The 22847-nt window shown below is 57.6% G+C and carries 17 protein-coding genes; 7 read left to right on the forward strand and 10 right to left on the reverse strand.

Annotated features, from left to right (window positions below; genetic code table 11):
• Positions 1-47: 47 nt before the first annotated feature.
• Positions 48-1556, reverse strand: a complete 1509-nt coding sequence (glpD, locus tag V4835_RS01820) for a glycerol-3-phosphate dehydrogenase (protein WP_331411086.1) — start codon at positions 1554-1556, stop codon at positions 48-50.
• Positions 1557-1841: 285 nt separating this feature from the next.
• On the opposite strand from glpD, the gene glpE reads away from it, so the two are divergent.
• Genes glpE through V4835_RS01835 form a run of 3 tightly spaced genes read left to right on the forward strand, consistent with a single transcriptional unit; the run spans position 1842 to position 3827 of the window.
• Positions 1842-2174: a thiosulfate sulfurtransferase GlpE gene (gene glpE / locus V4835_RS01825; RefSeq protein ID WP_006177908.1), complete on the forward strand. Its 333-nt coding sequence runs from the start codon at positions 1842-1844 to the stop codon at positions 2172-2174.
• 47 nt (positions 2175-2221) lie between these two features.
• Entirely contained in the window at positions 2222-3052 is an 831-nt protein-coding gene (gene glpG / locus V4835_RS01830) for a rhomboid family intramembrane serine protease GlpG (RefSeq protein ID WP_331411087.1), read from the forward strand.
• A gap of 16 nt (positions 3053-3068) precedes the next feature.
• Positions 3069-3827: a DeoR/GlpR family transcriptional regulator gene (locus tag V4835_RS01835; protein WP_008503060.1), complete on the forward strand. Its 759-nt coding sequence runs from the start codon at positions 3069-3071 to the stop codon at positions 3825-3827.
• An 81-nt stretch (positions 3828-3908) separates the two neighbouring features.
• Here the strand turns inward: V4835_RS01835 and malT are convergent, their stop codons facing one another.
• The gene (malT, locus tag V4835_RS01840; protein WP_331411088.1) at positions 3909-6614 is read right to left on the reverse strand and encodes an HTH-type transcriptional regulator MalT; all 2706 of its coding nucleotides are present in this window, start codon (positions 6612-6614) and stop codon (positions 3909-3911) included.
• A gap of 585 nt (positions 6615-7199) precedes the next feature.
• Between malT and malP the strand changes: the two genes are divergently transcribed.
• A complete protein-coding gene (malP, locus tag V4835_RS01845; RefSeq protein WP_331411089.1) occupies positions 7200-9593 on the forward strand; it encodes a maltodextrin phosphorylase in 2394 nt (797 codons plus the stop codon).
• 9 nt (positions 9594-9602) lie between these two features.
• Positions 9603-11681, forward strand: coding sequence for a 4-alpha-glucanotransferase (gene malQ, locus V4835_RS01850; RefSeq protein ID WP_331411090.1), 2079 nt, complete (start codon positions 9603-9605; stop codon positions 11679-11681).
• Between the two features lie 89 nt (positions 11682-11770).
• Here malQ and gntT read toward each other — a convergent pair whose 3' ends face one another.
• The 3 genes from gntT to gntX all read right to left on the reverse strand — a co-directional run bounded on the left by gntT (position 11771) and on the right by gntX (position 14772).
• A complete protein-coding gene (gene gntT, locus V4835_RS01855; protein WP_121426130.1) occupies positions 11771-13087 on the reverse strand; it encodes a gluconate transporter in 1317 nt (438 codons plus the stop codon).
• Between the two features lie 364 nt (positions 13088-13451).
• Positions 13452-14027, reverse strand: a complete 576-nt coding sequence (gene nfuA / locus V4835_RS01860) for a Fe-S biogenesis protein NfuA (protein WP_029742206.1) — start codon at positions 14025-14027, stop codon at positions 13452-13454.
• 61 nt (positions 14028-14088) lie between these two features.
• Positions 14089-14772 (reverse strand): DNA utilization protein GntX, encoded by a 684-nt coding sequence (gene gntX / locus V4835_RS01865; protein ID WP_331411091.1) that lies wholly within the window; start codon positions 14770-14772, stop codon positions 14089-14091.
• A 36-nt stretch (positions 14773-14808) separates the two neighbouring features.
• Between gntX and bioH the strand changes: the two genes are divergently transcribed.
• Together bioH and V4835_RS01875 are read left to right on the forward strand one after the other, a co-directional pair.
• Complete coding sequence (bioH, locus tag V4835_RS01870) at positions 14809-15582, forward strand: pimeloyl-ACP methyl ester esterase BioH (protein ID WP_331411092.1); 774 nt, start codon at positions 14809-14811, stop codon at positions 15580-15582.
• A 111-nt stretch (positions 15583-15693) separates the two neighbouring features.
• Positions 15694-15963 carry a YdgH/BhsA/McbA-like domain containing protein gene (locus V4835_RS01875; protein ID WP_048226350.1) on the forward strand — a complete coding sequence of 90 codons (270 nt, stop codon included), beginning with the start codon at positions 15694-15696 and terminating at the stop codon, positions 15961-15963.
• A 33-nt stretch (positions 15964-15996) separates the two neighbouring features.
• Here the strand turns inward: V4835_RS01875 and feoC are convergent, their stop codons facing one another.
• The 5 genes from feoC to V4835_RS01900 all read right to left on the reverse strand — a co-directional run bounded on the left by feoC (position 15997) and on the right by V4835_RS01900 (position 22764).
• Entirely contained in the window at positions 15997-16233 is a 237-nt protein-coding gene (feoC, locus tag V4835_RS01880; RefSeq protein WP_024907906.1) for a [Fe-S]-dependent transcriptional repressor FeoC, read from the reverse strand.
• A gap of 10 nt (positions 16234-16243) precedes the next feature.
• Complete coding sequence (gene feoB, locus V4835_RS01885; RefSeq protein WP_063144247.1) at positions 16244-18562, reverse strand: Fe(2+) transporter permease subunit FeoB; 2319 nt, start codon at positions 18560-18562, stop codon at positions 16244-16246.
• Positions 18563-18592: 30 nt separating this feature from the next.
• Positions 18593-18820, reverse strand: a complete 228-nt coding sequence (gene feoA, locus V4835_RS01890; protein ID WP_008503050.1) for a ferrous iron transporter A — start codon at positions 18818-18820, stop codon at positions 18593-18595.
• 312 nt (positions 18821-19132) lie between these two features.
• A complete protein-coding gene (locus tag V4835_RS01895; RefSeq protein ID WP_331411093.1) occupies positions 19133-20290 on the reverse strand; it encodes a DDE-type integrase/transposase/recombinase in 1158 nt (385 codons plus the stop codon).
• Positions 20291-20433: 143 nt separating this feature from the next.
• On the reverse strand, positions 20434-22764 hold the full coding sequence (locus tag V4835_RS01900) for a Tex family protein (protein ID WP_331411094.1): 2331 nt from the start codon (positions 22762-22764) through the stop codon (positions 20434-20436).
• Between the last annotated feature and the right edge of the window lie 83 nt (positions 22765-22847).

A 22847-nucleotide genomic window follows, 5' to 3' on the forward strand; every position in this document is an offset into this window, starting at 1 on the left:
ATCCCGTAGGCCCGGTAAGCGGTAGCGCCACCGGGCTTTTTTTCACATCAAGACGCCAGCGACAGCTCACGCTTCCCCGCATTTTGCAGTAACCACTGCGCCACGCGAGACTGCTGCTCGGCGTTGAGCCACATCCCTTCTTTGGTACGACGCCAGATAGCATCATCCAGACGACGAACCCACTCGTGCTCAACCAGATAGCGCAGCTCGGCTTCGTACAGCTCGTGGCCGAAATGCTCGCCCAGATCCGCAATGTCCTTTGCCTCTCCCAGGAACAGCTCGGTATTGCTGCCGTAGGTGCGGGCATAGTGGCGCGCCATTCCTTCGGTGATGAATGGGAAGCGACGGCGCAGCTTCGCGGCGTAATCATCGCGGTTATCGCCGATATCACCGCCGGGCAGTACCGCGCCTTTGGTCCATGCCGGGCCAATGCCTTTATAGTACGGCGCCAGTTTCTCCAGCGCGTGCTCGGCCAGCTTGCGGTAGGTGGTCAGCTTGCCGCCAAACACGGAAAGCAGCGGCGCCTGGCCGTCAACGTCGTGAATATCAAGCGTATAGTCGCGGGTAATCGCCTGCGGTGAGTCAGACTCGTCATCGCACAGCGGACGCACGCCGGAGTAGGTCCAGACCACGTCATCGCGCGACAGCTGTTTCTTAAAGTGCGCGTTAAACACTTTGAGCAGGTAGTTCACTTCGCTCTCGTCGATCTCGACGTTCTTCGGATCGCCTTTGTACTCCACGTCGGTGGTACCGATGATCGAGAATTCGTCCATCCACGGGATCACAAACACGATGCGCTTGTCTTCGTTCTGCAGGATGTAGGCCTGCTTCTGCGTATGCACGCGCGGCACCACAATGTGGCTGCCCTTGATCAGGCGAATGCCGTACGGCGAAGGCAGATGCATACCGTCGTCGAAGAACTGCTTCACCCACGGGCCGGTAGCGTTCACCAGGCCGCGCGCTTTCCAGCTGAATTTCTCGCCGGTATCGATGTCTTCCGCTTCTACAATCCACAGGCCGTTTTCACGACGGGCAGCGGTCGCGCGGGTGCGGGTTTTCACCTCGCCGCCTTTCTTCTCGACCATCTGGGCATTCGCCAGCACCAGGCGTGCATCGTCCACCCAGCAGTCGGAATATTCGAAACCGCGCACGATTTCAGGCTTAAGGACCGATTCTGAGCCAAAACGCAAACCTTTCGAACCCGGGAGGCTGGTGCGTTTACCCAGATGATCGTACATAAACAGACCAATTCGGATCATCCACGCCGGACGCAGATGCGGGCGATGGGGCAGGCGGAAGCGCATCGGGATAGCCAGATGCGGCGCCATTTTCAGCAGCACTTCACGTTCGGCCAGCGCTTCGCTGACCAGGCGGAATTCGTAGTGTTCCAGGTAGCGCAGGCCACCGTGAATCAGTTTGGAGCTGGCGGACGACGTCGCGCAGGCGAGATCGTTAGCTTCCAGCATCAGTACGGATAAACCGCGTCCTGCGGCATCGACCGCAATACCGGCACCGTTGATGCCACCGCCTATCACAATCAGATCTTTGGTTTCCATAACACCCTCATGCACTTTCGTTAAAGCTCAGAAATGTTCGATATCGCTCATAATAGCAAAGGAACGCGCTTTTGGTAACATCAAAAAAACAATTTAGAGTGATATGGATAACATAATGGCGTTTACCCGCCGCCAGGACGTACACTACGGGGTAAAATAGTGCGGTCTGATGCCCTCACCCCAGCCCTCTCCCACGGGGAGAGGGAGATCCGTTTCCCTCTCCCTCCGGGAGAGGGTAGGGTGAGGGGAAAAACGCACCACACCTGAATATAAGATGAGAACACCATGGATCAGTTTGAATGTATTAACGTAGAAGAAGCCCACCAGAAGATGCACCAGGGAAAAGCGGTGCTGGTGGACATCCGCGATCCGCAGAGTTTTGCGATGGGCCACACGCCGGGCGCGTTCCATCTCACTAACGACACGCTGGGCGCGTTTATGCGCGATAACGACTTCGAGACGCCGGTCATGGTCATGTGCTACCACGGCAACAGCAGCAAAGGCGCGGCGCAGTATCTGCTTCAGCAGGGCTACGACGCGGTGTACAGCGTCGACGGCGGCTTCGATGCCTGGCATCGTCATTTCCCGGCAGAAGTGGAATACGCTTTTGAGCGCTGATCCCGCTATACTGTCCCCTTTTGTGTGGAAATAAGCGACCGCTGCCCATGTTGATGATCACCTCTTTTACCAACCCGCGCGTCGCCCAGGCGTTTGTCGACTATATGGCGACGCAGGGCGTTATTCTGACCATTCAGCAACATAACCAGACCGACGTCTGGCTGGCCGACGAGAGCCAGGCCGCGCGCGTAAACGAAGAGCTGGCGCGTTTTCTTGAGAATCCCGGCGACCCGCGCTATCTGGCGGCCAGCTGGCAGTCCGGCCAGACCGACAGCGGATTGCACTACAGCCGTTTTCCCTTCCTTGCCACCCTCCGCGAACGCGCGGGCCCGTTTACGCTGCTGCTGATGGCGGCCTGCATTATCGTCTTCATTATTATGAACGTGGTGGGCGACCAGAGCGTGATGATTGCTCTGGCCTGGCCCTATGACCCGTCTCTTGAGCTTGACGTCTGGCGCTACTTTAGCCACGCGCTGATGCACTTCTCGGTGATGCATATCCTCTTTAACCTGCTCTGGTGGTGGTATCTCGGCGGTGCCGTTGAAAAGCGTCTGGGCAGCGGCAAGCTGATCGTTATCACCCTTATCAGCGCCCTGCTGAGCGGCTATGTGCAGCACAAGTTCAGCGGACCGTGGTTCGGCGGGCTGTCGGGCGTCGTGTATGCCCTGATGGGCTATGTCTGGCTTCGCGGGGAGCGCGATCCGGAAAGCGGCATCTATCTGCAACGCGGACTAATAACCTTTGCGTTAATATGGCTAATTGCCGGATGGTTTGATCTGTTTGGTATGTCTATCGCCAACGGTGCGCACGTCGCCGGGCTGGCCGTGGGGCTGGCGATGGCGTTTGCCGACACGCTCCATGCGCGAAAACGAACATAATTCTCAGGGATAATTGATGAAACAAACACAACGTCATGACGCTATTATCGAACTGGTAAAAAAACAGGGATACGTCAGCACCGAAGAGCTGGTAGAGCAGTTTGCCGTCAGCCCACAAACCATCCGTCGTGACCTGAACGACCTGGCCGATCAGAACCGCATTCTTCGCCACCACGGCGGGGCGGCGCTGCCGTCCAGTTCGGTCAATACCTCCTGGCACGACCGTAAAGCCACGCAGACGGCAGAGAAAGAGCGCATTGCCCGCAAGGTCGCCAGCCAGATCCCGAACGGGGCGACGCTGTTTATTGATATTGGCACCACGCCGGAAGCGGTGGCCCATGCGCTGCTGGATCACGAGAACCTCCGCGTGGTCACCAACAACCTGAACGTGGCCAACACCCTGATGCAGAAAGACGATTTCCGCATCATCCTCGCGGGCGGCGAACTGCGCAGCCGCGACGGCGGAATTATCGGCGAAGCGACGCTCGATTTTATCTCTCAGTTCCGCCTCGACTTCGGCATTCTGGGGATCAGCGGCATCGACAGCGACGGCTCGCTGCTGGAGTTCGATTATCACGAGGTGCGCACCAAGCGCGCGATTATTGAAAACTCACGCCACGTGATGCTGGTGGTGGACCATTCGAAGTTTGGTCGTAACGCGATGGTGAACATGGGCAGCATCAGCATGGTGGATGCGGTCTATACCGACGTGATGCCGCCGGCGGGCGTGATGCAGGTGATTAAGGATAATAATTTGCAGCTGGAACTGTGCTAACGGTTGTGTCGGGTGGCGCTGCGCTTACCCGACCTACAAAACCCGTAGGCCCGTGCAAGCGTAGCGCCGCCGAGCAATGAATTACACTCCGTATCCCATCATCTTCAACAGCTGCTGCGCATGCTGTACCGCATCCTGTCGATGCGCCACACCCAGCTTCTGATACAAATTGCGGATATGCGTTTTGATGGTGGTCGCCGCCACCGCCAGCTCACCGGCAATCTGCTCATTGCTGTAGCCTGAATAGATCAGCCCCAGAACCTGCCATTCGCGCTGGGTGAGCGGGCTGGTGCGGATAAGCTCCGGCACTTCCGGGTGGTTCAGCAGACGTTCAACGAAGTTCTCATCAAAGTGCGCGAACTTGTGCCGATGGTGCTGGTTAATCTCGCGCAGAATGCGCTGGGCGCGATGCTGATCCAGCTCCGGCAGCGTGTTGAGCTGAATAAGCTGACGCAGCTGCTGCGCCATCACTTCACCCTCAATCACAAAGTGGCTGATAAACCCGGTGCGGTTAGCCAGCTGCAGCGCTTCAAGCAGCACGCGCTGGGCATCGTTTTTACGACCCGCCTGCCAGTAGAGCTGGTTTAGCAGCAGCAGGTTGCGGTTCAGGTCGCTCATCAGGCGCAGGCTGCGCGCGTTCTCGTTCAGCTCCTCCAGCACAATCTCAGCGGGCTCTAATTCACCGAGCAGGATCTGCGCGCGGGCAATGTTGCGCCACTGGCTCTGCAGGAAGTGGTTGTTCGCAAATTCTGGTTTTGGCGTCTGACGCAGCCAGTTGGCGGCGGATTTTTTATCGCCGGTCATCTGCCAGTAAATCACCCGGACCTTATCGGCGTTGGAGACCCAGTCGCTATGATACTGACCGTTGCCGAGCAGGTTCTCCAGGCGGTTCAGATGGTTGCGGGCGTTATCGAGATCGCCGCGCGCCAGCGAGCATTGCACCAGCAGCGCCAGACACTGCAGTTGCTGCTGAGGCTGGAAGCTGGAAAGGACATCCACACCCTGGCGGGCGCAGCTTTCCGCTTCATCCAGACGCGACCATGCCCACAGCAGCTGAGCGCGAATACGCAACAGGAACTCGTGCATCGGCAGCTGTTCCAGGTGCTGATCACGAATCAGCTGGAACGCTTTTTCCTGGTTTTCCCAGGCGGCCTGCAGGAACCCCTGCGCGAATAAAATCTCGCTCTGTTGGATCAGGCTCCACAGCGCGTAATGCCAGACATCATGACGGCGCGCCATCTGTTCGGTTTGCTGCATCAGTGAAAGCGAACGCGTGAGGTCGCCTTTACAGTGCAGCACCTCGCCGTGCACCGAGGTCGCCACGATGCGGCTGTAGAAGTTAGCCAGCGGCAGTTCATCCAGCGCGACCATCGCCAGCCGTTCAGCTTCTTCCGGGTCACCAGCGTTAATGGCCACCTGAGCACGCAGCGCGTTGAACTCGCCGTGCAGCGTGGTATCCATTTCGCTTTCCATCTCCTGCTCGGCGCGCGCCAGCAGGGTGTTAACTTCGCTGTAGCGATGCTGACTCTGCATCAGCCAGGCCTGCAGCAGCACCAGACGCGGGTTCTCCAGCAGGCTTTCCCACGGAAGGGCTTTGAGAGACTCTTCCAGCAGCGACAGCTCGCTGTGGTTAAACAGGCCCCACGCGTGGTTGAGAAGGATATCGCGCAGCATGCTGGCATCACCGGCGGCCAGCGCGTGGTGGATGGCCTCGCTCGGGAAGCCTTGTGCCATCCAGCTTTCGGCCGCGGCGCGGTGGATCTCCGGCAGTTCAACCGCCAGTTCCCACTGACAGCGCTGGCGCAGGAAGCTGCCAAACAGCGGGTGATAGCTAAACCACTCGCCCGGATCGTCCATGCGCGTCAGGAAAAGGCCCTGACGTTCAATCTCTTCGAGCTGCAGCTGACCGTTTTCACAGCCCGTCACGCGCACGATGAGCGCATCGTTCATGGAACGCAGCAGGGAGCTTTTCAGCAGGAAATTACGCGTCGAGGGATCGACGCTGTCCAGCACCTCATCCACAAGGTAGTCAGAAAGGTGGCTGGCGTTGATGCCCGCCAGACGGCGTGCAGACTGATGCGCTGGACTGTTGTTTTGCCGGGCAGAGAGCGCGATAAGCTGCAGCGCCGTGGCCCAGCCGGCCACGTCATCACATAGACGGCTGCTTTCGGCGGCCTCAATCGGTGACGTCAGGCGGCAGTCAAAGAACTGTTTCGCTTCCTGGTGGGTAAAGGCCAGCTGCTGGCTGCCTACTTCCAGAAGCTGATCGCGCACGCGCAGGTTGGCAATACCCAGCTGCGGCAGGTTGCGTGACAGCACGACTAAGGTCAGGTTTTCCGGCTGATGGCGCAGGAAGAAACGCATCGACTCATGAATCACCGGGTTAGTGATGAGATGGTAATCATCAATTACCACGTAAAGCGGGCGATGCCATTCGGCCAGTTCGATAAACAGCTGAGAGAAAAGGGAGGACAGGCTGGCGTACTGGCGCTTTTGCACCATCACCTCACTGGCGACGCAGTGTCCATGGGTTGCCTGCTGAATAGCGGCAATCAGATAGCTCGCAAAGCGCTCTTGCTGGTTATCGCCCTCGTCGAGGGAGTACCAGCCGAGATCGCTTTTACCCGCGGCCCATTGCGAAATGAGCGTTGTTTTTCCATAGCCAGCAGGGCTCGTAACCAGCGCCAGTCGGAAATTATGCGCGCCGGAAAGTTTAGCCAACAGACGCTCGCGGACCACTGTATGGTCAAGACGAACCGGGCGACTTAATTTAGACGGAATCAACATAGGTTTCACTTCACTGTGGGGAACGAGAGATTTTATTTTTTTTGCGCTTCGTAATTAATACGATATAAGGTCGGCCAGAAAGGGAACTATTGCAAGTTATGTCTGGGTTTTGTGGTTCTGAATTTGCACTCTGTCACAAAACATTCAGACAGATGTTGGAACTTTCTCGAAAGGGGCTTAACGCCGCGTCACTGCTGGCTTGTCTGTGTTCGCTACCGCTGCGCTGAAACTGGTTTCAGAAAGGGATAGTGACGTCAAATTTAATAAAGTCAGGGTAAAGTTAAGGGAGATTAACAATCTCCTTAGTTATTACCCGATTGCAGAAATATTATTCTACGTAAGTAATCATTTCAGCGGGTTTTAATTTCACCCGAAACCGTATTTCATTTCTTTGACATTCTCGGTGGTTACTTTTTTATCTTCAGGGCACACTCGAACTATGCTCTTAGAGTGGCCTTGATCACACTTTTCTGCTCATCCCCGCTACTCCTCCCTGTCTAATCCCCCACGGGAGGAGGAAGAGGTGAAATGAGCCAGGCACACTAGCGCCAACTTGTGTTTTCTTTCTAAAGGATGCGATCCCCTATGTCACAGCCTACCTTCAACAAAGCTCAATTCCAGGCTGCCCTGACGCGTCAGTGGCAGCGTTTTGGCCTTCATGCTGCAAACGAAATGACGCCTCACCAGTGGTGGCAGGCAGTGAGCGGTGCGCTCGCAGAACAGCTGGATGCTCAGCCTTTGGCAAAGCCGGTGAAGAACCAGCGTCATGTAAACTACATTTCAATGGAATTCCTGATTGGCCGTCTGACGGGCAACAACCTGTTGAACCTCGGCTGGTATCAGGACGTTGGCGATGTGCTGAAAGAACACGACATTAACCTGACCGACCTGCTGGAAGAAGAGACCGACCCGGCGCTGGGCAACGGCGGCCTGGGACGTCTGGCGGCCTGTTTCCTGGACTCTATGGCGACCGTCGGCCAGTCGGCGATCGGCTATGGTCTGAACTATCAGTACGGCCTGTTCCGTCAGTCGTTTGCCGATGGCCATCAGATGGAAGCGCCGGACGACTGGCATCGCAATACCTATCCGTGGTTCCGCCACAACGCGCAGCTGGATGTGCAGGTCGGCATTGGCGGGAAAGTCACAAAGCAGGGGCTCTGGGAACCGGCGTTCACCATTACCGGTGAAGCCTGGGATCTGCCGGTGCTCGGCTACCGTAACGGCGTGGCGCAGCCGCTGCGTCTGTGGCAGGCGAAGCACGCGCATTCGTTTAACCTGACCAAATTCAACGACGGCGATTTCCTGCGCGCCGAGCAGCAGGGTATCGACGCCGAGAAGTTGACCAAAGTCCTCTATCCGAACGACAACCACCTGGCGGGTAAAAAGCTGCGCCTGATGCAGCAGTACTTCCAGTGCGCCTGCTCCGTGGCGGACATTCTGCGTCGCCATCACCTGGCTGGCCGCAAGCTGGCGCAGCTGCCGGACTTCGAAGTGATTCAGCTCAACGACACGCACCCGACTATTGCCATCCCGGAACTGCTGCGCGTGCTGATCGACGAGCATCAGCTGAGCTGGGATGACGCCTGGGCCATCACCAGCCGCACCTTTGCCTACACCAACCACACCCTGATGCCAGAAGCGCTCGAGTGCTGGGATGAGAAGCTGGTGAAAACGCTGCTGCCGCGCCACATGCAGATCATCAACAAGATTAACGACCAGTTTAAAACCCTGGTGGATAAAACCTGGCCGGGCAACAAAGCGGTCTGGGCGAAGCTGGCGGTGGTTCACGATAAGCAGGTGCGCATGGCGAACATGTGCGTGGTCAGCGGCTTTGCCGTTAACGGCGTGGCGGCGCTGCACTCCGATCTGGTGGTGAAAGATCTGTTCCCGGAATACCACCAGCTGTGGCCGACCAAATTCCACAACGTGACCAACGGCATCACGCCGCGTCGCTGGATCAAGCAGTGCAACCCGCTGCTGGCTGGCCTGCTGGACAAGACCCTGAAGAAAGAGTGGGCCAACGATCTGGACCAGCTCATCAACCTGGAAAAACAGGCTGACGATGCGAAATTCCGCGAGCAATACCGCGCGATCAAGCTGGAGAACAAGGTTCGCCTGGCGGAGTTTGTGAAAGTGCGTACCGGGATTGAGATCAACCCGAATGCCATTTTTGATATCCAGATCAAACGTCTGCACGAGTACAAACGTCAGCATCTGAACCTGCTGCACATTCTGGCGCTGTACAAAGAGATCCGCGAGAACCCGCAGGCCGACCGCGTGCCGCGCGTGTTCCTGTTCGGTGCGAAAGCGGCGCCGGGCTACTACCTGGCGAAAAACATTATCCTCGCCATTAATAAAGTGGCGGCGGCGATCAACAGCGATCCGAAAGTGGGCGACAAGCTGAAGGTCGTGTTCCTGCCGGATTACTGCGTCTCGGCGGCTGAAATGCTGATCCCGGCGGCGGATATCTCTGAGCAGATCTCTACTGCGGGGAAAGAAGCGTCCGGTACCGGCAACATGAAGCTGGCGCTGAACGGCGCGCTGACCGTTGGTACGCTCGACGGGGCAAACGTCGAAATCGCCGAGAAGGTCGGTGAAGAGAATATCTTTATCTTTGGCCATACCGTGGAAGAGGTGAAAGCCATCAAGGCCAAAGGCTATGACCCGGTGAAATGGCGTAAGAAAGACAAAGTGCTCGATGCGGTGCTGAAGGAGCTGGAAAGCGGTAAATACAGCGACGGCGACAAGCACGCGTTTGACCAGATGCTGCACAGCATGGACAAACACGGCGGTGACCCGTATCTGGTAATGGCGGACTTCACGGCCTATGTCGAAGCGCAAAAGCAGGTCGACGTGCTGTATCGTGACCAGGACGCGTGGACCCGGGCGTGCATTCTGAACACTGCACGCTGCGGTATGTTCAGCTCTGACCGTTCAATTCGTGATTATCAGGCCCGTATCTGGCAGGCAAAACGCTAAGGAAGCGCGATGGAGAGTAAACGTCTGGACAGCGCCGCGCAGGCGGCGGGGATCAGCCTCAGTTACATTAATGCTCACGGCAAACCGCAGTCTATTGGCGCCGACACCAAAAGACGTTTGCTGGATGCCATGCACAAAACCGACGCGAAAGCGTCGGTTGCGCCGGTGCCGAACGTGAAGGTATTCACCGCAGGCAAAAAGATGCCGCTGGCGGTGGAGGGGCGCGGCGAGTTTAGCTGGCTGCTTACCACCGAAGAGGGGCATCAGCACAAAGGCCACGCCACCGGCGGCAAAACGTTAAACCTTCCGGCGAAGCTGCCGGAGGGGTATCACACCCTCACGCTTACCCAGGATGACCTGCGTTTCCACTGCCGGGTGATCGTCGCGCCAAAACGCTGCTACGAGCCGCAGGCGCTGCTCGAAGGCAAAAAGCTGTGGGGCGCCTGCGTGCAGCTCTACACGCTGCGTTCCGACAGCAACTGGGGCATCGGTGATTTTGGCGATCTGAAAAAGATGCTGGCTTCCGTGGGCGAGCGCGGCGGCGCGTTCATCGGCCTCAACCCGATCCACGCGCTTTATCCGGCCAACCCGGAGAGCGCCAGCCCGTATAGCCCGTCGTCCCGCCGCTGGCTGAACGTGATTTATATCGACGTTAACGCGTTAGATGACTTCAAAAACAGCAAAGAGGCGCAGGCGTGGTGGAAACTCAGCACCACGCAGCAGGCGCTGAAGCAGGCGCGCGACGCAGACTGGGTGGACTATTCCACCGTCACGGCGCTGAAAATGGCCGCGCTGCGTCTGGCGTGGAAAGGCTTTTCGCAGCGTGACGACGAGCAGATGGCCGCGTTCCGCCAGTTTGTGACGCAGGAGGGCGAGAGCCTGTACTGGCAGGCGGCGTTTGATGCGCTGCACGCGTATCAGGTGAAAGAGGACGAAATGCGCTGGGGCTGGCCGGTCTGGCCTGACGCGTATCAGTCCGTCGACACGCCTGAAGTGAAAGCATTCTGTAAAAAATATGCCGATGAAGTGGATTTCTACCTGTGGCTGCAGTGGCTGGCGTACAGCCAGTTTGCCGCCTGCTGGCAGGTAAGCCAGGGCTATAAGATGCCGATCGGCCTGTATCGTGACCTGGCCGTGGGTGTGGCTGAAGGCGGCGCGGAAACCTGGTGCGACCGTGAACTTTACTGTCTGAAAGCGTCCGTGGGGGCGCCACCGGATATCCTTGGCCCGCTCGGTCAGAACTGGGGATTGCCGCCGATGGATCCGCACGTTATGGCGGCGCGCGCCTACGAGCCGTTTATCGACCTGCTGCGCGCGAACATGCAGAACTGCGGCGCGCTGCGTATCGACCACGTGATGTCCGTGCTGCGCCTGTGGTGGATCCCGTACGGTGAAACCGCCGATCACGGGGCGTACGTGCAGTACCCGGTTGACGATCTGCTGTCGATCCTGGCGCTGGAAAGTAAGCGTCACCAGTGCATGGTGATCGGTGAAGATCTCGGTACCGTGCCGGTGGAAATTGTCAGCAAGCTCCGCGACAGCGGCGTCTACTCCTATAAAGTGCTCTATTTTGAAAACGACCATGAGAAAACCTTCCGCGCGCCGAAAGCGTACCCTGAACAGTCAATGGCAGTCGCGACGACGCATGACCTTCCTACGCTTCGTGGCTATTGGGAAAGCGGCGATCTGACGCTCGGCAAAACGCTGGGCCTGTATCCTGATGAAGAGGTTTTACGCGGCCTGTATCAGGATCGCGAGCTCTCTAAACAGGGGCTGCTGGATGCGCTGCACAAGCAGGGCTGTCTGCCGAAACGTGCCGGACATAAGGCGTCATTAATGTCGATGACCGCTACCCTCAATCGCGGCCTGCAGCGCTATATTGCCGACAGCAACAGCGCCCTGCTGGGCCTGCAGCCGGAAGACTGGATTGATATGGCGGAGCCGGTGAACATCCCGGGCACCAGCTATCAGTACAAGAACTGGCGCCGCAAGCTGTCCACAACCCTTGAGAAGATGTTTGCCGATGACGGGGTGAACAGGCTGATTAAGGATTTGGACAAGCGGCGAAAAGCAGCCGCGAAGAAGTGATAAAAAAACCCGCCAGTGGCGGGTTTTTTTATTATCCGGTAGCGCTCATGTAGGTCGGGTAAGGCGTAGCCGCCACCCGACTTATTACATCAAACCACCATATTCAACAGCAGCACCCCGACCAGACCGCACACCGAAATAATGGTTTCCAGCGCGGACCAGGACTTGATGGTTTCACCGATCGTCAGGTTGAAGTACTCCTTGAACAGCCAGAAGCCAGGGTCGTTAACGTGAGAGAAAATCACGCTACCGGAACCGACGGCGATAACCATCAGCTCAGGGCTTACGCCCGTGGTCGCAATCAGCGGGGCAACGATACCGCCCGCGGTGATCGCCGCAACGGTTGCAGAACCCAGCGCAATACGCAGAACCGCAGCAATAGACCAGGCCATCAGGAGCGGCGACACGTTGGTTTCATGCATCATGGCAGCGATGTATTTGTCCACGCCGCTGTCGACCAGAACCTGCTTGAACGCACCGCCGCCGCCGATGATCAGGAGCATCATGGCAATGATTTTGATGGAAGAGGTCAGCGTGTCGTTGATCTGATCCATTGAACGACCGCGGTTAAGGCCGAAGGTGAACATCGCGATCAGCACCGCAATCAGCGTTGCCATCACCGGGTCACCCAGGAATTCCGCAACGGACAGGAACGCATGACCTTTCGGCAGGATCATCTCCGCCACGGCACGCATCGCCATCAGGATCACCGGTACCAGAGAGGTCCAGACGCTGACGCCAAAGCCAGGCATCTCTTCTTCGGTGAAGGTTTTGGCGCTGTACAGGCCTTCCGGGATCGGCTTATCAATGCCTTTCAGGAAGCGGGCATAAACCGGGCCGGCCAGAATCACCGTCGGGATCGCCAGAATCGTACCGAACAGCAGGGTTTTACCCATATCCGCGTGGAAGATGGTCGCGATAGCGGTTGGGCCCGGGTGCGGCGGCAGGAAGCCGTGGGTCACGGACAGCGCCGCAGCCATTGGCACACCGACATACAGCAGCGGGATGTTTGCCGCAGCCGCGATGGTGAATACCAGCGGCAGCATCAGCACGAAGCCCACTTCATAGAACAGCGCGAAACCGACGGTAAAACCGGTTAACACCACGGCCCACTGAATGTGCTGTTTACCGAATTTGGCAATCAGGGTGGTGGCAATACGCTGCGCGCCACCGCAGTCCGCCAGCATTTTGCCGAGCATGGCACCGAAGCCCATGATCAGCGCCAGGCTGCCGAGCGTACCGCCGACGCCGGCTTTAATGGAGCTAATAACCTTAACCAGCGGCATCCCTTGCATCAGACCGACTGCAAGTGCCACCAGAACCAGAGCGATAAACCCGTTCAGCTTGAAGCGGATCATCAAGAGCAGTAATAACACAACACCGATAGCAACGATGACTAATGGCATGATTTACCTGGCCTTTGAATTGTTATGGGTAACGTCATTGTTTCAACGACAAATTCCGATTGTCCCAACTGGGAACAGAGTGTTAACGGCACTAATACTGATGCCTTGGAAACCGTTAAGTTTAGTCGGCTGTTATGAGTGTGCTTAGTGCCCACGAGAATGATACGGGTAACATGATGTGATTGAGAATCACCCTGGGAGGCTAAATGTGAATTATGAGACGCAGGTCAACATATAGAGGGGGGAGCGGCGGGAAAACAAAAGCCGGGTGGCGGCTTTGCCATACCCGGCCAACGATTCGTGCAGACTGTTTTTGTAGGCCCGGTAAGCGCAGCGCCACCGGGCATTACGGGCGGGCAAAGAATCAGTAGTAAGAGTGCTCGCCGCGCTGGTGCTCGGTCAGGTCACGCACGCCTTTCAGTTCCGGGAACTCGTTCAGCAGCTGCTTCTCGATCCCTTCCTTCAGGGTCACGTCGACCATCGAACAGCCGTTACAGCCGCCGCCGAACTGCAGGATCGCCAGACCGTCTTCCGTGATTTCCATCAGGGTTACACGGCCGCCGTGGCCCGCCAGCTGTGGGTTGATCTGGGATTGCAGCAGATACTCAACGCGCTCCATCAGCGGGGCATCGTCAGACACTTTACGCATTTTCGCGTTCGGCGCTTTCAGGGTCAGCTGAGAACCCAGCTGATCGGTGACGAAGTCGATCTCCGCATCTTCAAGATACGGTGCGCTCAGCTCATCAACGTAGGCGGTGAGCTGTTCAAATTTAAGGGCAGTGTCAGTCGCTTCCACAGCGTCCGGAGGACAATAAGAAACACCACATTCTGCATTCGGAGTGCCTGGATTAATCACAAACACGCGGATCTGCGTCCCTTCTTCCTGATTTGCCAGCAGTTTGGCAAAGTGCGCTTGTGCAGAATCGGAAATACGGATCATAGCTTTGGCCTAATAGTTGACTAAATTACCTGGGTATAATCATACGCCCATTGAAGAAGGGCTACAAGGTACGGCACAGACACCATACCTGAACCGACGCGGCGCCGCTTCGCAAAAGCAGTCGGGAAAGTTCAGCAACGGTACTGCCCGTGGTGACGACATCATCCACAATCGCGATATGGAGACCGTCGACCGGCAATTCAAGGCGAAAGGCATTTTTGAGGTTTCTTTTGCGAAGCCGGGCGCTGAGCTGATGCTGGATGGCGGTGGCATGAACACGTGTAAGCGCGCTGGCCTCATACCGACAGCCGAGCCACCGGGCGAGGGGACGGCAGATCAGGTCACTCTGGTTATAGCCGCGCCGCCAGTGCCGACGCCGGTATAGGGGGACATTCACCACCATGTCGATTTTCGGCAGCGCGCGCTGACGCCGTGCCTGCAAAACCGCCAGCAATAGCAGGCGGGCAAGGGGCTGGGCCAGCGAGCTCTGTCCGGAAAACTTCAGCGCGTGAATCAGCCTGCTCAGCGGGGGAACATAATCATCCACGGCCACCAGCGCGCTCCACGGCGGGGATTTTTTCAGGCAACGGCCACAGGGCAAAGAGGGATTTGTGGCCGGTAAACCACATTGTGGACAGGTCCCGATACGCCATTCCAGCGATCGCGTGCAGACGGAGCATACGCCCCACCGGCTGAGCGCCAGCGGCATTCTGCATAGCCAGCACAACCCAGGTACTGTTAGCATGTGCAACCTCCATGTGAAAAAAGAGAACAGTAACCGATGAAGACGCTGTGGTGGCAGACCGTAGGGACAGGAAATTGCCATCTTGTGCTGCTGCACGGATGGGGCCTGAATGCGGAGATATGGCATTGCATACGTGAGGAACTTGCCTCGCATTTCACACTGCATCTGGTGGATTTACCCGGCTTTGGCCGCAGCCGCGGTTTTGGCGCGTTATCGCTTGATGAGATGGCGCAGCAGGTTCTGGCCGCAGCGCCGCAAAACGCGGTCTGGCTGGGCTGGAGCCTGGGCGGGCTGGTGGCGAGCCAGATTGCGCTGTCGCGGCCTGACCGCGTACAAGCCCTGGTAACGGTGGCGTCGTCACCCTGTTTTAGCGCGCAGGACGCGTGGCCCGGGATCAAACCTGAAGTGCTGGCAGGCTTCCAGCAGCAGCTGAGCGAAGATTTTCAGCGGACCGTAGAGCGGTTCCTGGCATTGCAGACAATGGGCACTGATACCGCGCGTAAGGATGCCCGAACGCTGAAGCAGACCGTGCTTTCACTGCCGATGCCGGAGGTTGAGGTGCTTAACGGGGGTCTTGAGCTCCTGAAAACGGTTGACCTGCGCGAGCCGCTGGCCGCGCTGACGGTGCCGCACCTGCGTATCTACGGTTACCTCGACGGGATTGTGCCGCGCAAAGTGGTTCCGCTGCTGGATTCGCTCTGGCCGGACAGCGAATCGCTGATCGTTGCCAAAGCCGCTCATGCCCCGTTTATCTCCCATCCCACGGAGTTTTGTTCAGCGCTCATTGCGTTAAGTCAACGTTTAGACTGATTATTTTCTATCCAGCCTGGAAAAAGTAACACACCGCAACCATACTCCAGATGTCGTTGCGGTTGTTCAGCCTACGATAATCAAAACAACAATCCTATGGAGAGTCAGGTTATGAAACTTGTTACAGGTATTGTCACTTCTCTGGTTATTGGGTCACTGTCATTTGGCGTCTTTGCGGCAAAAGAGCTGGAAAAAGATAAAGTTGCCGGCATGAATCTGACGAAAATTGGTGAGATTACTACGTCTGACACCACCGCGCCGATGGACGCGAGAAAAGAGCTGTCGAAGAAAGCGGATGAGCTGGGCGGAACGTACTACGTCGTCACCAGCGCTGAAAAGCAGACCAAAAACGTACGCGCAACGGCGGACGTCTACAAGTAATACGACAAAGCCAGGCAGCGATGCCTGGCTTGATTAACGCAGTGCCCACCACTCCCTGAGGCAGGCCTTTCCTTCCGGACAGCTTTTACAACTGCCGGAGAGACAGCCGTCCGCGTCTTCCTGAATCCGCACGGCTTTCCCCATGGCTTCCAGTCTTTCCAGCATGGCATCGATCATCGGCTGCGGCGTATGCAGGCTGAGGCTCAGCTGTTTCGCCTCCATCCGCCCTTGCAGTGCCAGCAGGTCACGAACCTGAATCAACGATGCCATGGTGTGCTCCTTAGTGACAGTCGCCCGCTGGGCTGCTGCAGCAGGTGGCGGCAGTTTTGCGGTTTGCCAGCAGGTCGATGTCGACGCGGCTGCGTGCCCGCCGCAGCAGACCGAGCACGATCACGTTAAACAGCACAACCGCGAGAATGCAGACCAGGCTGTAGCGCGGATGCTGGCTGAAGTTAACGGTTTGATAAAAGAGCGTCGACAGCGAGTACGCAATGTTTAACCCCCACAGGATGGAGAAGCCCATCCAGCCGCGGCTGGACTCGCGGGCAATCGCCCCCATCACGGAGATGCACGGAATGTAGAGCAGAACAAAGATGAGGTAGCTGTAGGCCGCGGACGCGCTGCCAAATTTCTCGCCCATCACGCCCATGGCACCCGTCGCCATTTCGCCGTCGCCTTTGCTCGCCTCAATGGGGTTCGCCAGCACGCTCAGGCTGAAGGTGTCTTTCAGGCTCTGCCAGGTCTCCTCTACGGCACCCAGCAGCTCATGACCGAGATGAAACTCTGCCGGATTAAATTCCTGTTCCTGAATGTTCTCTGCGGTGTAAAGCGTGTTCAGGGTGCCGACAACTACCTCTTTCGCCATTGCTCCGGTGAACAGCCCGACGGTTGCCTGCCAGTTATCCTCATGTACGCCAATCGGTTTGAAGATCGGCGTGATGACGCGGCTGACGGAGGCGAGAGCAGAGTCGTTGATGTTATCTGCCGCCTGCCCGCTGAGGGTGAAGCTGTTCAGCGCGCTCAGGAAAATGCTGACGATGACAATCACCTTACCGGCGCGCAGCACAAAGCCTTTCAGGCGCTGCCAGGTCTGGATCGCCAGGCTTTTCAAATGCGGTACGTGATACACCGGCAGCTCCATCACAAACGGTGACGCTTCACCGCGCATGATGGTGTGCTTCAGCATCAGACCGGTGAGGATCGCCATTACGATGCCCAGCACATACAGCGAGAAGACCGCCAGCGCGCCCTGCTGACCAAAGAAGGCTGCGGCAAAGACCGCAAAGATTGCCAGACGGGCACCGCAGGACATAAACGGCGCCATCATGATGGTCATCAGACGTTCACGCGGCGCATCCAGGGTGCGCGCCCCCATCACCGACGGCACGTTACAGCCGAAGCCGACAATCAGCGGGACGAAGGATTTACCCGGCAGGCCCAGCGCCTGCATCAGACGATCCATCACGAACGCGGCGCGCGCCATGTAGCCGGAATCTTCCAGGAACGAGAGGAACAGATACATCATGCCGATCTGCGGCACCAGAGGCAGAACGGTGTTGATACCGCCGCCGATCCCCTGCGCGAGGAAGATGGTTAACCATTCCGGGAAGTGCAGGGTGTAACCCACCCACTGAATACCGTGCACGAAGACCGCGACGGAACCGGCGTCGAAAATGGGCTGGAGTGCGCCACCGATGTTAATGGCGAGCAGGAACATCACGTACATCACCAGCAGGAAGATGGGCAAACCGAGGAAGCGGTTAAGCACGATCTTATCCACCGCCGCCGTAAAGCGGCTGGGTTCTGCCGTCAGGGCGTTGCTGACAACGTCGCAAATCGAGGCGATGGCCTGGTAACGCGCATCGGCGATGTGCAGCGCCGGGTCGTCCAGCTCGTCGCTAAGACGTGCTACCGTCGCGTCCAGCTTATCTGCCGCATGCCCGGCGTAGGCGCGGCTGTAGATATCGCCTTCCAGCATCTGAAGGCCGAGCCACAGGCGCTGTTTCGCAGGCATGCTGTTGTCCATCTCCTGCGCCAGCACATTGGCTTCGCGCAGGAGAGGCTGCGCGTAATGCACCAGCTCAATGTCGCGATTACCCGCGTGACGGTCAATGGCCAGCTTCAGCGCGTCAATACCGCGAGCGCGCGTCGAGACCAGCGGAACGACCGGGCACCCCAGGCGCGCGGAGAGGGCATCGACGTCGATGCGCAGCTTTTGTTTCTCCGCAATGTCGAGCATGTTGAGCGCCACGATGCAGGGGATGCCCAGCTCCAGCAGCTGCAGCGTCAGATAAAGGTTACGCTCGAGGTTGGAGGCGTCGACCACGTTGATCAGCAGGTCCGCGTCGCCGCCAAGAATATAATGGCAGGCGATCTGCTCATCGAGCGAGGTTTGCGACGAAATGGTGGTTAAGGAGTAGGTGCCGGGAAGGTCAACCAGCGTCACCTGGCTGTCCGTTGTCGTGAACTGGCCTTCTTTACGTTCAACCGTCACGCCCGCCCAGTTGCCTACGCGCTGGCGCGCTCCGGTCAGCTGGTTAAAAAGCGTGGTCTTGCCGGAATTAGGATTACCAATTAAGCCAATAGTTAACTTTTTCATTTTTTTAGACTCACTGAAACCGCTGGCTTGTTATCGGGATAAGGCTTCGACTTCTATTAACGCGAGGTCTTTCTTACGCAGTACCAGATTCACGCGGCGGGTTTCGATGTGAACCGGGTCACCTAGCGGCGCCACGCGCACGACCTGGAATGACGAGCCGGGCAGCATGCCCAGCGACAGCAGCTTTTGCCGATAGGCCGGGCTAATTTCGCGGGTAAAACCGGTAATCTTCCATGCACTGTCTGGAGTGAATTGCATAACGCCTGATTCCACGAAAGGTTAAATTATCTACTATGCGATGATAATGAGAATAGTTTTTATCAGCAATATTAAAACTGTGACGGAATGTTGTTTGCGGTATTAATTTACGGCCTTTTTGACCTTGCTCAATATTTGCTGAAATGCCGGGAAAACGAAAAGGGGAGTATTTGTTAACGGGGTGATAATTAGTGGTTTAAATATGTCTACATCCTATTTATTTTAATTCCCTGCGGCCTGCTTGCCGGGCGGCACTGCTGTATGACCGGATACATAGGTGACAGATCAGACCGGGAACATAGGTAACACTTTTTAGTCTATCCGGAGCACACTCTGGGTTTTTCGGTCATAGTACGCAAGCGTTATTCCGTTAAAGATGATGGCCTCAAGGCCATCATCTTGTTCTTCCAGCATGATGTACTCATCAGTCAGCGCTTCACTCAGGAACACCGTCCCCTTTTTCCCCATATAGAGTGTCCCCCTCGATTTCACCCTGTAGACCGTCCCTCCTTCCGGATAAACATATTCAGGAACCCTGCCATCCCAGTGACGGCCTGAGGGTTTCCATACCGTTCCAGGCGTTGCACCCGCCAGGGCTTCATGCGGCCTTTCGTGGTTAAACTCTTCCCGGTAGTCACTGAACCACCGCTGTTGTTCTTCCATCGTCATGAAGGTGTTGCCCTGTTTCACTGCACTTTTCAGCGAGCGGTGCATTCGCTCATGACGGCCGTTTTCTTCCGGATGCCCCTTTCTGATACGTTCCGGTCTGATGCCCAGCTTTATCAGCCAGACGGCAAGGCGACTTAACCCGGCGATACCTGTTCCCGCGAACGGCTGACCGTTATCCGTTCTCAGGACTTCCGGCAGACCGTACTCCAGGAATGCATCCGTCAGGCACTGCCTGACGAAGGGCTCGCTCTCCCGGTCCGTTCCCCGGCAGCTCAGAAGATACCGGCTGTGATTGTCGGTCAGGGTGAAGGGATGGCAGTACTCTCTGCTCAGCAGCCTGAACTTGCCTTTAAAATCAGCGCTCCAGACCTGATTGTTCTCACTGATGGTGGTCAGGGGCTGGCGATTACCCGGGGTTCTGCGTTTTCGCTTTTTATCCGGAACCAGGCCTTCACGCTTGAGGATATCGCCGATAGTGCTGGCAGCAGGGACGGTAAAATCGACGTGATGATTGAGCAGCCACATCCGCAGTTTTTTGGGGCCCCAGTCAGGGTGTTTTTGACGCAGGGCAGTCAGGTGTCCGGCGATATCATCAGTAACCGTCCGGGAGTGGGAGTGTGGCGCGCGCGACCGGTCAGAGAGAGATGACAGGTCAGAGGGGTCAAAACGCTGAAGCCATTTATAGCCGGTTTTACGGCTGATGCCAAAAAGACGGCAAAGAGCGGAGAAGGAGTCCGTACCTGCATGGCAGGCACGGATAAAATCAAGGCGTTGCATAGGTCGGGTCTCAGTCCAGGGCATAGCGAGTCTCCTCTTCTATGCCAGTTATAACTGTTACCCATGTATCCGGTCTAAAGTGTTACCCATGTTTCCGGTTCATACCCTGCGTTTGCCCGGCCTACAAAACTTTTGGGGAGAGGGTTAGGGTGAGGGGATTGACAACCTTAGCGTTTCTTACCCATCGCTGCCGCCAGCGCATCCATCATCGCGCTGTTGCCTGCAGGCTGAGCATCACGTCCGCGCGGTTTCGCGGCTTTCGCGGCCGGACGCTGCTGCTCGCGGCCACCGCCATTGCCGCCACGGCGCGCGTTGGTGTCGCCTGGCTGCTCGTCCAGACGCATGGTCAGGGCGATACGCTTGCGCGGCAGATCCACTTCCAGCACTTTGACCTTCACGATGTCGCCCGCTTTGACCACGGTGTGCGGGTCTTCAACGAACTTGTCGGCAAGGGAAGAGATATGGACCAGACCGTCCTGATGCACGCCGATATCCACAAACGCGCCAAAGTTGGTGACGTTGGTCACCGCGCCTTCCAGCACCATGCCCGGCAGCAGGTCGTTCATGGTTTCCACACCGTCAGCAAAGGTCGCCGTTTTGAACTCAGGACGCGGATCGCGGCCCGGTTTTTCCAGCTCTTTGATGATGTCGGTGACGGTTGGGACACCAAATTTGTCGTCGGTGAAATCAACGGCTTTCAGGTTGCGCAGGGCGCTGTTGTCACCCATGAGATCTTTCAGTGCCTGCTGGGTGGCGGCCAGAATGCGTTCCACCACAGGGTACGCTTCCGGGTGAACGGTAGAGGCATCCAGCGGGTTATCGCCGTGGTTGATGCGCAGGAAGCCCGCACACTGCTCAAAGGCTTTTGGCCCCAGACGGCTTACCTTCAGCAGCTGCTGACGGTTCTGGAACTGGCCGTTCTCATCACGCCAGGCGACGATGTTCTGCGCCATCATGCGGGTTAAGCCCGCCACGCGGGTCAGCAGGGGAACGGAGGCGGTGTTCAGGTCAACGCCGACGGCGTTTACGCAGTCTTCCACCACCGCATCCAGCTTGCGCGCCAGCTGGGTCTGGCTCACGTCGTGCTGATACTGGCCCACGCCGATGGATTTCGGGTCGATCTTCACCAGCTCCGCCAGCGGATCCTGCAGGCGGCGAGCGATTGAAACCGCACCGCGCAGGGAAACGTCCAGGTCCGGGAACTCCTGCGCCGCCAGCTCAGATGCGGAATAGACGGATGCCCCCGCTTCGCTGACGATCACTTTCTGCGCCGTCACTTTCGGGAACTGCTTCTGCACGTCGAGGTAGAAACGCTCGGTTTCACGTGAGGCCGTACCGTTGCCGATGGCAACCAGCTCCACGTTGTATTTTTCGCACAGCGCCGCCACCACGACGGCCGCTTTCGCTGCCTGGCCGGTATGCGGATAAATGGTGTCGGTGGCGACCAGCTTGCCGGTGCCGTCAACGACAGCGACCTTCACGCCGGTACGCAGGCCCGGATCGAGGCCCATGGTCGCGCGCAGGCCGGCAGGGGCGGCCATCAGCAGGTCGTGCAGGTTACGAGCGAAGACGTTAATCGCTTCATCTTCGGCACGCTCGCGCACGGTGCCCATCAGCTCGGTTTCGAGGTGCATCAGCACCTTGATGCGCCAGGTCCAGCTCACCACGCCTTTGCGCCAGCTGTCCGCCGGGGCGTTGTTCAGGCGCAGGCCAAGATGGTCGATGATGATCTGCTCGCAGTGGCTCTCTTTCGGCGGCTCGTCAAACTGCGGGTCGGCGTTCAGGGAGAGCTGGAGCACGCCTTCGTTGCGGCCGCGGAACATCGCCAGCGCGCGGTGTGAGGGGGCGGTAGAGATCGGTTCGTGGTGATCGAAGTAGTCGCGGAATTTCGCGCCTTCTTCCTCTTTACCCGCGACGACGGTAGAGACGATGTGGGCATTCTTCCACAGGTAATCACGCACTTTAGCGAGCAGGGCGGCGTCTTCGGCGAAGCGCTCCATCAGGATGTAGCGTGCGCCGTCGAGGGCGGCCTTGGTGTCCGCTACGCCTTTGTCAGCGTCGATAAATTTCGCCGCTTCGGTATCGGGATCGTGGGACGGCTCGTTCCACAGCAGGTCGGCCAGCGGCTCAAGGCCCGCTTCAATCGCAATCTGCCCGCGCGTGCGGCGCTTCGGCTTGTACGGCAGATAAAGGTCTTCGAGTTCGGTTTTGCTCAGGGTACCGTTAATGGCGGTTTCCAGATCGGTGGTCAGTTTGCCCTGTTCGCCGATGGATTTGAGGATCGCCTGACGACGTTCTTCCAGCTCGCGCAGATAGCCCAGACGGGTCTCCAGGTTACGCAGCTGCGTGTCGTCCAGACCGCCGGTGACTTCCTTACGATAGCGTGCAATAAACGGCACGGTGTTCCCTTCATCAAGCAGGCGAACGGCAGCTTCTACCTGTTCGGCTCTGGCCTGAATATCACCCGCAATAATGCGGCAGAGCGAATCTTTCATCATGGCTTTATCATCTGTTGAGTCGAAAAATCAGGGGATAGTTATACGGGCTGACACGGCAAAATGCCAGCCGGGGAGGGCGCTCT

Origin of the sequence: Enterobacter cloacae complex sp. CARB60 (assembly GCF_036487345.1) — a bacterium.
In the GTDB taxonomy this organism is placed as follows: Bacteria; Pseudomonadota; Gammaproteobacteria; order Enterobacterales; family Enterobacteriaceae; genus Enterobacter; species Enterobacter asburiae_D.

Bases quoted from the DNA above. Each gene is read 5' to 3' on its own strand.
- V4835_RS01875 (WP_048226350.1), top strand. From the start codon at position 15,694: ATGAAACTTGTTACAGGTATTGTCACTTCTCTGGTTATTGGGTCACTG.
- feoB (WP_063144247.1), bottom strand. From the start codon at position 18,562: ATGAAAAAGTTAACTATTGGCTTAATTGGTAATCCTAATTCCGGCAAG.
- glpG (WP_331411087.1), top strand. From the start codon at position 2,222: ATGTTGATGATCACCTCTTTTACCAACCCGCGCGTCGCCCAGGCGTTT.
- feoC (WP_024907906.1), bottom strand. From the start codon at position 16,233: ATGGCATCGTTGATTCAGGTTCGTGACCTGCTGGCACTGCAAGGGCGG.
- malQ (WP_331411090.1), top strand. From the start codon at position 9,603: ATGGAGAGTAAACGTCTGGACAGCGCCGCGCAGGCGGCGGGGATCAGC.
- gntX (WP_331411091.1), bottom strand. From the start codon at position 14,772: ATGCTAACAGTACCTGGGTTGTGCTGGCTATGCAGAATGCCGCTGGCG.
- glpD (WP_331411086.1), bottom strand. From the start codon at position 1,556: ATGGAAACCAAAGATCTGATTGTGATAGGCGGTGGCATCAACGGTGCC.
- nfuA (WP_029742206.1), bottom strand. From the start codon at position 14,027: ATGATCCGTATTTCCGATTCTGCACAAGCGCACTTTGCCAAACTGCTG.
- V4835_RS01835 (WP_008503060.1), top strand. From the start codon at position 3,069: ATGAAACAAACACAACGTCATGACGCTATTATCGAACTGGTAAAAAAA.
- feoA (WP_008503050.1), bottom strand. From the start codon at position 18,820: ATGCAATTCACTCCAGACAGTGCATGGAAGATTACCGGTTTTACCCGC.
- malT (WP_331411088.1), bottom strand. From the start codon at position 6,614: ATGTTGATTCCGTCTAAATTAAGTCGCCCGGTTCGTCTTGACCATACA.
- gntT (WP_121426130.1), bottom strand. From the start codon at position 13,087: ATGCCATTAGTCATCGTTGCTATCGGTGTTGTGTTATTACTGCTCTTG.
- bioH (WP_331411092.1), top strand. From the start codon at position 14,809: ATGAAGACGCTGTGGTGGCAGACCGTAGGGACAGGAAATTGCCATCTT.
- V4835_RS01895 (WP_331411093.1), bottom strand. From the start codon at position 20,290: ATGCCCTGGACTGAGACCCGACCTATGCAACGCCTTGATTTTATCCGT.
- malP (WP_331411089.1), top strand. From the start codon at position 7,200: ATGTCACAGCCTACCTTCAACAAAGCTCAATTCCAGGCTGCCCTGACG.
- glpE (WP_006177908.1), top strand. From the start codon at position 1,842: ATGGATCAGTTTGAATGTATTAACGTAGAAGAAGCCCACCAGAAGATG.
- V4835_RS01900 (WP_331411094.1), bottom strand. From the start codon at position 22,764: ATGATGAAAGATTCGCTCTGCCGCATTATTGCGGGTGATATTCAGGCC.